The 16,528-nt window shown below is 32.1% G+C and carries 12 protein-coding genes; 4 read left to right on the top strand and 8 right to left on the bottom strand.

The features are described 5' to 3' along the window. Window positions 1-188: 188 nt before the first annotated feature. The 3 genes from RDK80_RS08275 (at window position 189) to murJ (RDK80_RS08265) (ending at window position 5,042) form a co-directional block, all read left to right on the top strand. Window positions 189-1,061, top strand: coding sequence for a protease complex subunit PrcB family protein (locus RDK80_RS08275; protein WP_308524002.1), 873 nt, complete (start codon window positions 189-191; stop codon window positions 1,059-1,061). A gap of 422 nt (window positions 1,062-1,483) precedes the next feature. Beyond that, window positions 1,484-3,520, top strand: coding sequence for an EAL domain-containing protein (locus tag RDK80_RS08270; RefSeq protein ID WP_308524001.1), 2,037 nt, complete (start codon window positions 1,484-1,486; stop codon window positions 3,518-3,520). Further along, the gene (gene murJ, locus RDK80_RS08265; protein ID WP_216558941.1) at window positions 3,513-5,042 is read left to right on the top strand and encodes a murein biosynthesis integral membrane protein MurJ; all 1,530 of its coding nucleotides are present in this window, start codon (window positions 3,513-3,515) and stop codon (window positions 5,040-5,042) included. The genes RDK80_RS08270 and murJ (RDK80_RS08265) overlap by 8 nt, the downstream gene beginning before the upstream one ends. 137 nt (window positions 5,043-5,179) lie before the next feature. Here murJ (RDK80_RS08265) and RDK80_RS08260 read toward each other — a convergent pair whose 3' ends face one another. The 8 genes from RDK80_RS08260 to RDK80_RS08225 all read right to left on the bottom strand — a co-directional run bounded on the left by RDK80_RS08260 (window position 5,180) and on the right by RDK80_RS08225 (window position 14,792). Beyond that, window positions 5,180-6,142 carry an oligopeptide/dipeptide ABC transporter ATP-binding protein gene (locus tag RDK80_RS08260; RefSeq protein WP_308524000.1) on the bottom strand — a complete coding sequence of 321 codons (963 nt, stop codon included), beginning with the start codon at window positions 6,140-6,142 and terminating at the stop codon, window positions 5,180-5,182. After that, window positions 6,142-7,143 carry an ABC transporter ATP-binding protein gene (locus tag RDK80_RS08255; protein ID WP_308523999.1) on the bottom strand — a complete coding sequence of 334 codons (1,002 nt, stop codon included), beginning with the start codon at window positions 7,141-7,143 and terminating at the stop codon, window positions 6,142-6,144. Before RDK80_RS08255 ends, RDK80_RS08260 begins: the two co-directional genes overlap by 1 nt. 12 nt (window positions 7,144-7,155) lie before the next feature. Then, a complete protein-coding gene (locus RDK80_RS08250) occupies window positions 7,156-8,112 on the bottom strand; it encodes an ABC transporter permease (protein ID WP_094899570.1) in 957 nt (318 codons plus the stop codon). Next, complete coding sequence (locus RDK80_RS08245) at window positions 8,112-9,041, bottom strand: ABC transporter permease (protein WP_308523998.1); 930 nt, start codon at window positions 9,039-9,041, stop codon at window positions 8,112-8,114. The genes RDK80_RS08250 and RDK80_RS08245 overlap by 1 nt, the downstream gene beginning before the upstream one ends. 132 nt (window positions 9,042-9,173) lie before the next feature. After that, complete coding sequence (locus RDK80_RS08240) at window positions 9,174-10,808, bottom strand: peptide ABC transporter substrate-binding protein (protein ID WP_308523997.1); 1,635 nt, start codon at window positions 10,806-10,808, stop codon at window positions 9,174-9,176. A 242-nt stretch (window positions 10,809-11,050) separates the two neighbouring features. Next, a complete protein-coding gene (locus RDK80_RS08235) occupies window positions 11,051-12,127 on the bottom strand; it encodes an endospore germination permease (protein ID WP_094899577.1) in 1,077 nt (358 codons plus the stop codon). Between the two features lie 30 nt (window positions 12,128-12,157). Further along, window positions 12,158-13,309, bottom strand: a complete 1,152-nt coding sequence (locus RDK80_RS08230; protein ID WP_158220006.1) for a Ger(x)C family spore germination protein — start codon at window positions 13,307-13,309, stop codon at window positions 12,158-12,160. After that, window positions 13,302-14,792 carry a spore germination protein gene (locus RDK80_RS08225; RefSeq protein WP_308523996.1) on the bottom strand — a complete coding sequence of 497 codons (1,491 nt, stop codon included), beginning with the start codon at window positions 14,790-14,792 and terminating at the stop codon, window positions 13,302-13,304. Before RDK80_RS08225 ends, RDK80_RS08230 begins: the two co-directional genes overlap by 8 nt. 122 nt (window positions 14,793-14,914) lie before the next feature. Between RDK80_RS08225 and murJ (RDK80_RS08220) the strand changes: the two genes are divergently transcribed. Beyond that, the gene (murJ, locus tag RDK80_RS08220) at window positions 14,915-16,432 is read left to right on the top strand and encodes a murein biosynthesis integral membrane protein MurJ (RefSeq protein WP_308523995.1); all 1,518 of its coding nucleotides are present in this window, start codon (window positions 14,915-14,917) and stop codon (window positions 16,430-16,432) included. Window positions 16,433-16,528: the final 96 nt, after the last annotated feature.

Here is a 16,528-nt window from a genome sequence, read left to right as displayed (position 1 = left end):
TTAAAACATAGAAATTCTATTTGATTTAGATGAAACACTGTATTTATGATAGTAGAAAGGGTTTTAGGGTTTTCAATTGTGAATTAGGTGAACAAACTAAGCGAAGAACACAAAATTGAGATTCGCAATTTTGGTTCCCTGCTTATGTGCATTGTGAACTGTCAATTGATTACGAGGGGGATGATTATGTGAAAAAGTTGGTATCAGTAGTTTTAATAATATTGATTCTTTCAACAAATGTGGTTGCTTTTGCTAATATAGATGAAAAGCTAGCTAATCATTGGTCTAAGGATATTATTGAAAAAGGATTTCTAGCTTACTATTTTCCATATTTAGCAAAGGAGAGTTTTGATAAATTTAATCCTGATGAATATATCTTGAAAAAGGACTTTGAATTATCCCTAGCTTCTTTATCTAAGGATTATGGCTTAGATACTAGTACGAATAATGTTGGCATATATGAAGTTTTAACTAGAGAAGAGATAGTAGAGCTTATTGGTAGTAAATTAGTATCAATGGATACAATAAAATACGAAAATCAAGAACTTCCCTTTCAAGATATTAATACTATGAATAAAAATAGCATAGAATTACTAAGGATATTATTTAATTTGAAGATTATTAGTGGTGTTTCAAATACAAGTTTTGCACCAGATAAAAAACTCACTCAGGCTGAAGCCATAATAATCTTGCAAAGATTGAAAGGAGTACTGGAGGCAATGAGAGGACTAAAGGAAATATCATTCAATATTACTGGGATTGTTCAATCTTATAATGCAGAAGAGTCAATAATAGTAAAAGAAGAAACAGACAATGTATTAGTAACTATTACTAAACAATTTCCAACACCTGGATATTCCTTGGATGTTGAAAAAATACTAAGAGATAAGTATGAATACAAGGTTTTTCTAAATATCAAATCACCTAAGGAAGGCAGCATATTGCCGCAAGTCATTACTTATAAAACCATGACTTTAGAAATCAATAAGAATCAATTGATGGGATCTTCGCCATATGTCTTTACTGTAGAAGGACTAGAAAGCAATCTATTGAATCAATAGATTGCTTTTTTTTATGACCTAACACAATGAACGATAGTGAGTTGATGTAGGTCAAACGCAACGAACGCCAAATTCATGCGAGCGAAGTGAGCAAATGAATTTGTGCAGTGAGACTGCGTAAAATGACCTAACACAATGAACGATAGTGAGTTGATGTAGGTCAAACGCACCTACGCTGTCCGTTTTGTCTACAATTCGCTATGCTCATTGGACAAAAAGGCAACGAACGCCAACCTTAATATAGAATTTATCATTAGGAGTGTCCGCTAGGACCAAATTCATGCGGGTGAAGCGAGCAAATGAATTTGTGCAGTGAGACTGCGGAAAATTTAATAATAACTCGACAAAATGAGATAATAGATGACACTAAGAAATAATTTTGATACAATTACTATGAATACAAGATTATAGTAGGGTGATAAATGGTGAGAGTTGGGAAAAGAGATTTAAAGGATTTATTAAATTTAAAAGATTTGCTACCTAAGAAAGAAGCTCTAAGGATTTCTATTATATATTTTATATTAAGCTTTATTTGGATACAATTTTCGGATGAATTCTTTTATAAGATTATAGGAAATACAAGTAAGTACAAGGATATTCAGAAATATAAGGGATGGACCTTTATATTTTTAACGACTGTTTTAATTTATTTTTCAATATATGAAAGATTAAAAAAGGCTAAAGATATGGGAATTGCATTACATAAAAGCATGGAAGAATTATCTGCTACAACAGAAGGACTTCTAACTACTCAAGAAAAATTGAATAGAGAACAAATATTATCTGAGAATATATTTAAAAATTCTACATTAATAATTTTCACTTGGAATTTAGATGGCAGCATAATAAGTTTTAATCCTTATGGAGAAAAGGTTACAGGATATAAGGAAGAGGAGATAATAGGGAAATCTTGGATTGACTTATTTTTATATGAGGATGAGAAGCCAAAGGTAAAAGGATTAGTAGAATACCTTAAGAGTGGAAGGTCTATAAAGAACAGTATAGGAGATGTATGGAGATCTAAGGACAATAGAATTATTGAACTTATATGGACAGACTCTCCCATATACGATGAAGATGGAAATGTGACTCAGATAATTTCTTTTGGGACGGATATAACAGACCATAAGAAACTTTTGAGAAGGCTGAATGAACTAGCATACTACGATACCTTAACTGGACTTCCCAATAGGATTATGCTAAAAAATGAGGCGGGTAAATTAATAAAAGATGCGAAACTTAACAATATCAGATTAGGTTTTCTATATATAGATATAGACAACTTTACACAGATAAATGATACTTTAGGTCATGATGCAGGAGATGATTTTTTAATTCATTTGGCTAAGATATTAAAAGAAGAAAATAAAGATGGAAATATTTTAGCTAAACTAAGTGAGGATGAATATGCTATTATTCTATATAATGTAGAAGATAGAGATGATATAATTAGAAAGACAGAGTATATTCTAAAGGAAATTAGGAAACCGTGGTGCATTGATAAAGAGGAGTTTATTATATCAGCAAGTATAGGAATATCTATTTTTCCTCATAATGGAGATAATTACTCTGATCTAATGAGATCAGCCAATATGGCAATGTATAATATAAAGAGCAAAGGTAAAAACGGATATGCATTCTATGAGGCGGAAATGGGTAAGAGGATAGCTGATAATACCTTTATGATCAATCAAGTAAGAAGGGCTATTGAAGAGGAGCAATTTACTTTACATTATCAACCAGTTATTAATATGGAAGACAATACAATATATGGAGCAGAATGTTTAATTAGATGGTATCATCCAGAAAAGGGCTATATCCCACCAATGGATTATATACCTTTAATAGAAGAGACAGGTCAAATATTTGATGTTACATCATTGATTTTAAAAATGGCATTTAATCAAAAGAAGCTCTTAAATGAAAAAGGATATTCATACCTTAAGTTATCGGTGAATATTTCAAATAAATCTCTTATAAAAGGTGGTTTAGACAATGAAATAGTTAAACTTTTAGAGGAATATAAAATAAAACCTGAAGAAATTACAATAGAAATTACAGAAACATCTTTCATGGGAAATTTAGAGGGCTGTATTTATACTTTAACAAAATTAGAAGAATTAGGCATAGAAATAGCACTAGACGATTTTGGAACAGGTTATTCTTCTTTAGCACAATTAAAGAGACTTCCTATTCATAATGTAAAAATGGATCAAGAATTCATTAAGACTATGAAGAAGAATAGTGAAGAAGAGGTTGTGGTCAAATCCATAATAGAGCTAGCTCATACATTAGGACTAAAGATAATAGCAGAGGGTATAGAGACTAAGGAACAGCAAGAAATACTTTTAGAAAGTAAATGTGATTTGGGTCAAGGGTATTATCTCGGTAAACCTATGAATGCAGAATCATTCCAAAATATGTTAATGATGAATAAAAGGGTGAATATAAATGAGTAAGAAACGAGAACTTGCGCAATCAGCAGCAATGATTTCCATATTTACACTATTATCAAAGGCCTTAGGATTTGTTAGAGAAGTCATGATAGCCAATAGATTTGGTTCTGGTAAGGAGACAGATACTTATTTCGTAGCTATTACAGCTACAGTGATTATAATGAGCACATTAGGTGCTGCCTTAAATACTACGTTAATACCTATATTTTCTGAAATAGGAGAAAAGTACGGGAAAAAGGGTAAACTAAAATATTTGAATAATATTTTCAATATAGTATTAATAATTACTATTCTTATAGTTATACTAGGATATATATTTTCTCCTATGGTAATTAAAATATTGGCTAAAGGTTTCCAAGATGAACAATTTGATTTAGCTGTGACACTAAATAGAATAGGACTTCCTATAGCAATACTCCTAGGATTTTATTGTGTATTTTCAGGAATACTTCATAGTAGCCAAATATTTGGACCACCAGCTATATCAGGGTTGCCATATAACTTTGTGTTTTTAATCTATTTATTTTTCTTTGCAAAGGATTCCAATGTAATTACCTTAATGATAATATCGGTAATAGCTGCATTTGCCCAATTCTTAATATTGGTACCAGCAGTTAATCATATGGGATATAAATATAAATTTGAAATAAATCTAAGGGATAAGTATTTAAAAAAGGCAATAGTTTTAACGCTACCAGTACTTATTGGATCAGCAGTTCAACAGATAAATGTAATTATAGATAAGACCCTTGCATCGAATCTAATAGAAGGTAGTATATCGGCTCTTAGCTATGCTTCAAAGATTAATGATATGGTCATAGCAGTATTTATTATGGCTATAACTACAGTAATATTTCCAATGTTATCTCAAGCATTTTCTCAAAATAATAATGAAAAGGTAAAGGAAATCTTGGGGCAAGGAATTAATATTATCCTAATTATAACAGTACCAGCTACAATAGGAATACTTGTACTGGCAGAACCAGCAGTGTATCTGTTTTTTCAAAGAAATGCATTTGATGAACTGGCAACATATATGACCAGTCAAGCTCTTATATATTATTCTGTAGGACTAATAGGTTCATCTTTGCGTTTAATGTTAAACAGGGTATATTATTCCTTACAAGACACAAAAACTCCTATGATAAATGGGATGATAGCAGTAGTTATAAATTTAGTATTAAATTTAATACTTGTAAAACCTATGGCGCATAGTGGTTTAGCCTTAGCTACTAGTATATCAGCCACTGTAACGACCATTATGTTATTCTTAAGTCTAAGAAAGAAAATAGGAGCAATAGGTTTAACAAAATACTTAATTTGTTTTATAAAAACCCTCGCAGCTTCACTTGTAATGGGACTAGTAGTATTTTTAATATATTACAAGCTAGGAGCTATTATAGCAACAACAAAGATTATGAAGATGTTGTTATTGCTAATATCAGTAGCTGTTGGAGTAGTAGTATATTTTGTTTTATGTGTTTTATTTAAAGTGAAAGAGTTAAGAATTATACTGAAAAGATAAAAGTCTAATTCACAATTCACAGTTCACAATTAAAAAACCAAGATCCTTCACTTTTCTCATGGTGACAAATACCTGTCATTCTGAACTCAGTGAAGAATCTTGGTTTTAATCTTTTTATCTTTTTAATTGTGCATTGTCTAAATCTTTCCCGCCCTATGGCATGCTGCAAAATGTCCTGGTCTTATTTCTTCAAAGGTAGGAGTTACTTCTCTACATTTGTCTATGGAATAAGAACATCTATCTACAAATCTACAGCCTTCTTTAGGATTAATTGGACTTGGTACGTCTCCCTCTAACATAATCCTTTTCCTATTTCTTTGAATATCTGGATCTGGTATTGGTATTGCCGAAAGTAATGCTCTTGTATATGGATGGATAGGATTTTCATAGAGTTCTTCAGATTTTGCTAACTCCATCATATGACCTAAGTACATTACACCAACTCTATCAGATATATATCTTACCATGGACAAGTCATGGGCTATAAACATATAGGTTAGACCAAGTTTTTCCTGCAATTCTTTTAATAGGTTAACTACTTGGGCCTGAATGGATACGTCTAGGGCTGAAATAGGCTCATCACATACAATGAATTTTGGATTTAAAGCTAGTGCTCTTGCAATTCCAATTCTTTGTCTCTGTCCGCCAGAGAACTCATGAGGGAAACGCATAGCATGTTCTTCATTTAATCCTACTAACTTTAATAACTCTACTACTCTTTCTCTACGTTCAACTTTATCTTTATAGGCATGATGGATATCTAATGGTTCCGCAACTATTTCTTCTACGGTCATTCTTGGATTTAAGGAAGCATAGGGGTCTTGGAATATCATTTGAAAGTTCTTTCTAACCTCTTGCATCTTATGTCTAGAAAGTTCATAGATATTTTGCCCATTAAATATTAATTCTCCATCTGTAGGGTCATATAATCTTATTATAGTTCTACCAGCAGTAGATTTACCGCAGCCAGACTCTCCAACAAGACCAAAGGTTTCTCCTGGATATATATCAAAGCTAATACCGTCTACAGCCTTTAGCATTCCTTCGCCTACATCAAAATGCTTTTTAATATTTCTTACAGATATTAAAGGTTCAGCCATTATGCTTCACTCCCTTCAGCGACTTTAGCCATAGGATGGTTTAACCAACAACGGCTTTGGTGTGTATCACTATGATTATCAAACTCAGGTATATGATTTTTACAAACCTTCAGTGCATAATCACACCTATCATAGAAGGAGCAGCCTTTAGGAGGTATATATAAATCTGGTGGTGTTCCTTCAATTGAGTGAAGGGGTTCCTCTCTAGACATATCTAAACGAGGAACTGAAGCTAAAAGTTTCTTAGTATAAGGGTGTTTAGTATTTTTAAATATTTCTTCAGTAGTACCTTCTTCAACAATTTGTCCCGCATACATAACGATTACTCTATCACTCATATCTGCTACAATTCCTAGGTCATGAGTAATTAGAATAATAGACATATCTAATTTTTGTTGTATTTCTCTCATAAGTTCCAGAATCTGAGCTTGTACAGTAACATCAAGGGCAGTAGTAGGTTCATCGGCAATCAATAATTTAGGAGCAGATACCATTGCAAGAGCTATCATTACCCTTTGTCTCATACCACCAGAGAATTCATGGGGATATTGATTGATTCTTTTCTCTGGCTGAGGTACTGCTACTAGATTTAACATTTCAATAGCTTTTTTCCTTGCTTCTTCTTTTGATAATTTTCGATGTTTTACAAGACCTTCAACAATTTGTTTTCCAATTTTCATAGTTGGGTTCAGAGAGGTCATAGGGTCTTGGAATACCATGGAAATTTCATTGCCACGAATAGCTTGCATTTCTTTATCTGATTTTTTTAATAGGTTATTACCATCAAATATTATTTCTCCATTTTTAAAGAAAGCAGGTGGCATAGGTAATAACTGCATTATGGAGTTAGCAGTAACAGATTTGCCACAGCCAGATTCTCCAACTATAGCTACAGTTTCAGATTTACCTACATTAAAGCTAATATCACGAACGGCTTCAACCTCTCCAAAGAAAGTCTTAAAGGATACAGATAAATTCTTAACTTCTAATATTTTTTCCATTTTTCCACCTCTTTATTTACGTAGTCTTGGGTCTAATGAATCACGAAGGCCGTCTCCTAGTACGTTAAAAGCAAACATAATAAGAGAAATAAATATTGCTGGTATAATTATTTGATAAGCATTTCCAACTGCAAGACCTGCCAATCCATCACTAGCTAAGGAGCCAAGACTTGATTTTGGTGCTTGTAGTCCTAGACCCAAAAAGCTAAGAGTTGCCTCTGCAAATATTGCTCTAGGAATAGTAAGTGTTACATTTACCAAAATAGGGCCTAAGGTATTTGGGATTATATGTTTTTGGAGTATCCATCCCTTTGATGCTCCTAAGGATTCAGCAGCTAATGAATATTCAGATTCTTTTAATTGAAGCACCTGACCCCTGACTAAAATTGCCATTGGTACCCAGTCTGTAAGGGTCATGGCTAATATTAGTACAAATAAAGATGTACCAGAACCTTCATTGGCGAAGACTACTGATAAAAGGATTACAATAAGTAAATAAGGTATGCTATAAACAATTTCTGCAATACGCATCATAATGGCATCTACACGTCTTGTAGCTATACCAGAGATTCCTCCATATAATACACCGACAGTAAAGTCTATGACTGCAGCTAATATTCCAATTATTAGAGAATACCTAGTTCCATACCAAGTTCTTGTAAATAGGTCTCTTCCTAGTTCGTCTGTACCAAACCAGTGGGTGCTATTAGGATGTAAATTAATCTTGTTGTAGTTCTGTTCAAAATAACTAAAACCGTTTATGAATGGTCCTACGATAGACATTAAAATCATAAGTACTATTATTATAAGGCCTGTCATTGCCAATTTATTTTGCTTTAATCTACGCCATACATCAGGCCAATATTTTATACTGGGACGCCTGATTTTTTCTGCATTCCTATCCTCATGGGATGCAGGTTCAAACATATCTGGAGTTAAATTTTTAGTTAAATTAGTTTGAGTTTCCATTAGCGTCCCTCCTGTGTAAGCTTGATACGTGGATCAACAAACATATAAGCTATATCTACAATTAAAAGCATAATGATTAAAATGATTGAATAAAAAATAGTTGTACCCATGATTAATGTATAGTCCCTGTTACTAATAGAGTTAACAAAGAACATTCCAAGACCAGGAATACCAAATATCTTTTCAATTACAAAGCTACCTACCAAAAGGTTGGAAACCAAAGTACCAAGTACAGAAATAATAGGTAGTATTGCATTTCTAAAGGCATGTTTTAAAACCACAATAGCCTTAGATATTCCCTTTGACTTAGCTGTTTTAATATAGTCTTGTCCTAGAACTTCTAACATACTAGAACGCATAAGCCTTGCAATATAAGCTAAAGGCATAAGGGATAATGCTATAGATGGAAGTATAGTATGACTAAATGTACCCCATCCTCCAATTGGTAGCCAACTAACATTTTTAGCTATAAACTGTATAAAGACAGTACCCATTATAAAACTTGGTACGGAAATACCTAAGATGGCTATGACCATAGAAAAGTAATCAGGCCATTTATTTTGATTTAGAGCTGCAAGAGCTCCTAGTGCTGGTCCAAATATTAATGCAATAATAAGGGCTTGCGCTCCAATACGAGCAGAAACTGGGAATCCTCTATTAATCATATCATTAACAGTTTCAACCCTTGATTTCATTGAATCTCCAAAATCTCCTCTTACAACTTTTCCTAGATATATAAAATATTGTTCTGTTTTAGGCTTATCAAGACCATATTTTTGCTGCAAGTTTTCATAAACTACCTTGGGCATTTTACCTTCCTTCATAAAGGGATTACCTGGCACAGAGTGCATCAATAAAAAGGTAATAGTAATAATTGCCCAAAGTGTGATAAGTGACATAAAAAGTCTTTTTAAAAGATATTTTGCCATTTTATCCCTCTTTCTGTTTGAATTAAAAAGGAAAATCGGAGGCTAAGCACGGCGATTTTCCTTCCTTAATAACTTTCGATTGTCAACCATTAATTCTCAATTGTGAAATGTGCATTGTGAATTGTGAATTGACTATTTATTCATATCTGCATAAATGAAATATGGATATCTATTAAGTGGCTTAAATACATCAGTCACATATGATTTTTGGGCATATGGCTGAGTATAGTGATAGATTGGCAATACTGGCATATTATCCATTAATATCTTCTCTGCTTGACGCATAGCTTCCATACGAACTTCTTGATCAGTAGTTGATTTTGCTTTAGCTACCAATGCATCGTATTCAGCATTGTTAAACTTAGCATCGTTGAAACTAGAACTACTTACCCAAAGATCTACGAAAGTCATAGGGTCAACATAGTCTCCAGTCCAACCTGCACGGGAAATTTGGAAATCTCCAGCTTTTTCTCTATCAAGCTTAACTTGGAAATCTACATTTTCAAGTTGAACTTCAATACCTAGATTAGCTCTCCACATTTCTTGAATTGCTTGGGCAATTTTTTTATGGCCCTCAGAAGTATTGTAAAGAATAGCAAATTGGCTGAAATCTCCTGCTTTATATCCTGATTCAGTTAATCCTTCTTGGAATAACTTTTTAGCTTCTGTTAGATTAAACTCAACTAGCTTACCAGCTGCATCTCTATATTCTTTGTTATTTTCATCAAGCATACCGAAAGGTACTACACCTTCAGCAGGTACTTGTCCGCCTTGAGCTATCTTATCAACTATTGTTTGTCTGTCTATAGCCATAGCTAGAGCTTTTCTAATTTTAACATTGTCAAAAGGTTTAATCTTAGTATTGAAATTGTAATAATAAGTTGCAACGTCTCCACCTATTACAAGTTCAGGATTATTTTGAGCCTTCATTTGTGCCACAACTGCTTGAGGTAGAGGAGTTAGAAAATCAAATTCTCCACCTTCATATTTTTGCCATGCTGTATTTTCATCATCTAATATAGCAAAATCGATACCGTCTAATTTAACATTTGCAGCATCATAATAATTTTCATTTTTCATTACAACAATCTTTGCATTATGCACCCATTCAGTTAATTTGAAAGGTCCATTAGATACATAAGTTGAAGGATTTTTTGCCCAATCAGGGTTAGCTTCTACCACTTTTTGGTTAACTGGGAAATAAGTGTAGAAAGAAGTTAACTCCAAGAAATAAGCAGTAGGTGCTTCTAGTGTGACTTCAAGAGTTTTATCATCAAGAGCCTTTACCCCTACTTCGTCAACTGAACCAGCACCTGTATTATATGCTTCACCACCTTTTAAATAGTAGAATTGATAAGCATATTCTGCTGCCAAATTTGGATCTAATGCTCGTTTCCAAGAATATTCAAAGTCGTGAGCAGTTACAGGATCTCCATTAGACCATTTAATACCATCACGGAGTGTAAAAGTATAGGTAACTTCATCATCTGCTAAAGTATACTCTTTAGCCATGCCAGGTACCATGGTACCATCTGGAGAATGCTTAAATAGACCCTCAAATATATGGTCCAGAACCCAAGATTCATGTGTACCTTGTGCTAGTGCTGGGTCTAATGTACCAGGTTCACTAGAATTATTTGTTCTTAAAATCTTTTTCGTTGGTTTATTTCCAGTATCTTTAGGTGTATCTGCTGATTTAGAACAAGCAGTAAATACCATTACTGTTACAAGAAGTAAAGATACTAAAATTAAAAATTTTTTGTTCATTCAATTGCCTCCCTATTTAGTCATGTAAAGTAGTGAACTTTTATTTTAAATTTTAGCACATATTATGTAAACCATCAATGGAAATACATGGTATAAAGAGGTGAGAGACTAAAGTATGAAGGTGATAGGTCAAAATCTATCATAGTATGATTACATCATTATTTGATGGTTGTCCAGCAATGAAAAAGATATAAAGGGAAGAGCAATATGAGGAATAAAATAGATAGTTTTCCAAAAAGACATTAATAATGACCTTTTCTCATTGAACCTACAATCAGCGTCAATATAGGAATTACAAATTGGAAAGGTATAACATAGTATTTGTATACATTGATGAATTTAAACATTTCCATAGTATCACTATAAATAAGCCTAGAAAAAATAATCATTAAAATACAGAGGATAATAGAGGTATTTCTAATATTTTTTAAATTAAAAAGTTTAATTATTCCAAGACAAGAAGCATATAGGCAAACTGCTATTTTGATAAAGCTACATAACAATAAATTTATTGAAATAATAATTTCTATTCTTTGAACAAAACCATTAATGTGTATCAGTGAAGTAGCATAATGGGAAGGAAAATAAATATTATATAGGTTAGGAAATCCAAGTAATAGAATATTTCTAAAAGTAGCGATTAGAAGTAGAAAACCACCTATGAGGATACCACTGATATAAATCTTAGTAGTATCTTTATTATTATTTAAAGTCCCCAAAAAAACCATAAACACAACGGTTTCAGCAAAAGGAAAAGTAAGTAGGGAATATCCATTGCTTATTACAGGCTTCCAGCCATTATATAGTATTGGCTGAATATATGAATAATTAAATTGAGGAATAGCTAGTATAAAAGTGGCAGAAATCATTATTACAATAAGTGGCAGAACTAATTTTGTCCATGTGGCTAGTACAGAAAATCCCGCATTAATAGCATATAAGGATAGAAGCCCTATAAAAATAGCTGGAATATATTGAGGGGTTTCTGGTAAAGAAACTACTTGAATATATTCAGTTGCATTTCTTATGTCAATAGCTCCAAGATGAAAAAAGTAAAATGTATAGACGAAAATAAAAAACTTTCCAAAAAAATTTCCATAGACCTTTGGCAATATATCTAATAACCCAGTGCCTGGAAAAATTAGAGCTAACTTTCCATAGATAAATGATAAGGGAATGGCCATGAACATAGCCATTAAAAGAGAGATCCAAGTATCTTCCATGGCTTCAGAGCTTCCGCTAATAAGCAGGGAAGTTCCAAGAACAAACATAACTATTGATGATATAAACTGAGAGTTTGAAATATTCTCTGTTTTCATTAACCTCACCGACCTTTGAATTAATTTAAGCTAGTGCATCCTGATAATATCGGATAAATGTCCACTGCTTCTAATATGAACGTCTACATCTATTTTTACATCTAAATCTTTAAAGATTTCACCCCAATTATCATCAATTTCCTTCCAAAGTTTGGGATTTTTTTTCTTTACTATACTTCCAAAACCAAATATATCTAATCCAAAATCTTTTTGCATATTATTTATTAGTTTTGAAATATTATTTTTTAGAAATTCTTCAGCAGTATATTTAATATGTTGAATATTAGATTCCTTCAAAATATTTATAGGAGTATCTGATTCTCCAATAGCTACTTCTGTTTTAATTTTTATATGCATAGAAAGTTTATCATTAGAAACAACAGGAGTAATTTTGGTCTTATTTTTGAAGATTTCTAAAGTTACATTGTCTAATGTAGTATTATCGGTTATGTCAATAGTAAGAAGACCACCTTCAATTTTGTCTCTTACAAATAGATAATATTTAACATCTTCTAAATCCATAAATCCAGCCAATTTATCTTTATTTAAAATAGCTCCTCCAGATAAGGCCATGGTTTGTTTTCCTTCATTAAATACCATATCCACAGTAGGAATTACTGCGCTAATTCCTTTATTAGAGATAGCATTTGTTAGCTCAGAAGCAAGAACATTAGGAACTTGAGATAATCTGTTGTTTGAAGTAATCATGTTTTCTATTTCAAAGGATCGTATTTTGGTAGATAAACTTTGTAAACTTAGTATCTCCTTCGCAGTGGGAGTTTTTGAAATTAGGAGATATAAAGTAAGTCTAGGCTCAGCATCTCTTACTATCCAGTCTAAAATAGGAATAATACCATCTTTAGCTACATCTTCACTAATTATCACAGTAGTGGCATGGCTCCAATATGGAGGCTTAGCAGAGATGTTAATCATATTTCTTACACATTCAAAAACACTTTCTCCATATGATTGCATTCTTATAGAGTCAAATTTTGGCTCTCTAATAGATGCAGATATATCTATTACTTCTGCTGTCATTTCGTATCCTTTACCTGAACTGACTTTATCAATGGCCATACCTGATATAAGAGCCAATTTTTCGATTTCCCTGTAGTTCCAGCATCCTGTAGTTAAAACTGCAATTAAAAGTATAAATAACGTAAACAGAAAAACTTTATTCATTTTTTTTACCTCCATTGCTTCGGATAGGGTCTTTATCTGCAATATGTTCAGGCCTAAATATCATATACCATCTAGGTGCTCTAACACCTGTGTCCTTCAGAGCCTGCATATTGAAAGTAGTCAAATTCGTCATAAATGGTATACCAAAAGATTTAAGTTTTAGTAAATGAATGAGGACAAATGCCATTCCTACTATGTAACCATATAATCCAAGTACTGCTGAAAGTAAGATTAGGGCTATTTTAATAAAGAGTGAAGCTGCTCCAAGGGCAGGAGTTATAAGACTAGTAATACCTGATAGTCCAACTACAATTACAATGGGAGCACTTACAAATCTTGCATCTACAGCTGCTGAACCAAGAACTAAAGCACCTACAATACTTAAAGCCTCGCCAATATAAGCAGGCATACGAGTTCCTGCTTCACGAAGTATTTCGAATACGATTAATAACCCAATAAGTTCAAAAACAGTAGGCAAAGGTACTCCTAACCTAGAAGCATATATACTCATAATTAGAGGTGTAGGGATCATTTCTTGATGATAAGTAACTAAGGCTAGATATATAGCAGGTATACTTATGGTTAAAATAAAACCTAATAAACGAATAATTCTATTTATAGAGGAAAAGTAATAGTTTAAATAATAATCATCACCAGATTGAAAAACCTCAATAAAAAGAAAAGGCAGAGTCATAACTACTGGGGAACCATCTACGAAAAGCAGTATTCTTCCCTCTAATAATTTTGCCATAGCTACATCAGGCTTTTCAGTTGTAGAAGTAGTTTCAAATAAAGAAAAAGGCTGCTTGTCAATATATTCTTGAATATACTTTACATCTAAAACACCGTCTATACTAATATTATTGAGCTGAGAATATAAGGTAGATAAAATTTCTTCGCTGGCCAGACCCTCAATATAACATATACAAAGCTTTGTATATGTTATTTCTCCAAGGGTCATAAATTTAAATTTTAAATTATTTGTTCTAGCTTTCCTTCTAATTAAAGACAGATTTATAATCAGAGACTCAGTAAAACCTTCCCTTGGACCACGGAGTACCTTTTCTACAGTAGGTTCTTGGATAGCACGAGTTCTCCATCCTTTGCTTCCAATAATAATTCCTTCTGAGAAGTTTTGTAAAAATAATATAGTATCTCCATCTATAATTGCGTTAATAAGATTTAAGACACTAGTGGTTTTTTCACATTGAGGTGAAATTATAACTTGGCTTTGTAAATAATCCACTAAATCTAATTTAGAGGATTCAATAATGCTATTAGTAATAGGTTTAATTATACTTTCATTTATAATATTGTCATCTACCATACCATCAATAAAAAGAATACAGCATTCCACACTATGGTCATTCCTATTTTCAAATTTTCTTAGTCTGAGGGTATCATCGTCTTTAAATATTTCTTTTATTATATTTATATTTTTATCCATAGAAGAAGACAGATGGTATTTTTCAAAACTATTCATAATTATTACACCCTTATAACAAAAATATTAAAATCAGTTCTAATTAGTTTTACCTAATAAGGGGTAAATATGCTATAATTAGCAAGAAAAAAATTTAATATATAACAGCAAGGGTGAAAGATATGAAAAACATAGGCACTATGAAAAGCAGTACATTATATATTATCTATTTTGGAATAGTAACTAAGATATTGTTATTCATTAAAGATATTCTTACTGCATCAAAAATTGGAGTAAACTATAAAATGGATTCATATTTATTGGCTTTAAGTACTATTATGTTAATTACAAAGATAGTAGGGGATGGATTAATTGTAGCTATTATACCTGTACTACAAGAAATACAAGAAAAACACGGAGAGAAAAGAAGAATAGAATGTACTAATAATTTAGTAAATGTTACAGTAATACTTTCGTTTATCCTTATTATTATGGGATATTTATTAGCGCCAAAGATAATCATGATATTTGGTCCAGGATTTAAAGGAGTAGAACTAGAAAAAACCATTTTTTTATATAGAGTGGGTTTACCTATTATAATGGTGTCATGGATAAGGTCAATAGGAGGAGGATTTTTACAGGCAGATCATGCTTTTAGGGCAGGTGCAAAGGGAGGAGTTTCCAATGTATTAGTGTATATTATTTATTTAATATTCTTTGCAGAGAAATTTAATTTAACAGGACTTATGATAGCTGGAATTATAGCAGTTATCTCTCAGATATATATTCTCCTAAGGACAATGGAAAAGCATGGTTATAAATATGCATGGAAACTGGATCTAAAGGATAAATATTTATTAAAGGTGGTTAAATTTTTATTGCCTATATTAATAGGGGTAGGAGTTAACGAGTTGAATAATTCAATAGATAATGCAATAGCTTCTACACTTCCAATTGGTAGTATTGCAGAATTAAGCTATGCCAATGAGATAGTCAATTTATTTTTAGGTTTATTTATAACAGCAATAGTTACAGTTATATTCCCAGTTTTATCCGAGAGCCATAGTAAAAAAGACATAGAAAATCTGAAGGCAGGAATAAACCATGGAATAGTTGTTTTATTAAAGATAGCAATCCCAGTATCTATTATATTAATGACAATGGCAGAGCCAATAGTCAAGATAGTTTTTGAAAGAGGGGCTTTTAATGCGGAGGCATCATTTTTTACGGCTGCTGCATTAGGATATTATGCTATGGGGCTTACAAGTATGGCACTTATACCTTTAATTACTAGAGCATATTATTCAATACACGATATGAAGACTCCAGTTGTTATTAGTATTTTGGCTCTTGTGGTGAATATAATTATAGATTTAACTTTAGCTCCAATTATGGGAGCAAGTGGTATAGCATTAGGAACTAGTGCTTCTGTTATATTATCCTCGATAATAGGAATATATGATTTAAATCGAAGGCTACAATTTACAGAAAGAAAAGATATTAGAGGAATATTAGTAAAGTTTTCAGTTGCAGCAGTTATTATGACAACTGGTATACTCCTTACCTATGGAGCCTTTGCAACATCTCTAGATAATGTTTTTTTATACAATGTAATTACCGTAGGACTTTCCATTGCAGTTGGATTAGGTTTATATATATTGGTATGTAAAGTTTTGGAACCCATGACCTTATATTATTAAAATTTAGGATATGTTCTATAAAATATCTCTTAATGGTACTTTTATAATATCTATGTTAGAATAAGCTTTAGAAAACATCTAATTGATAGATTTTAA

The organism is uncultured Tissierella sp. (genome assembly GCF_902479755.1).
GTDB lineage: Bacteria > Bacillota > Clostridia > Tissierellales > Tissierellaceae > Tissierella > Tissierella carlieri.
The sequence above is the reverse complement of the archived record's forward strand: the minus strand, read 5'-3'. Positions and strand labels throughout refer to the sequence as shown.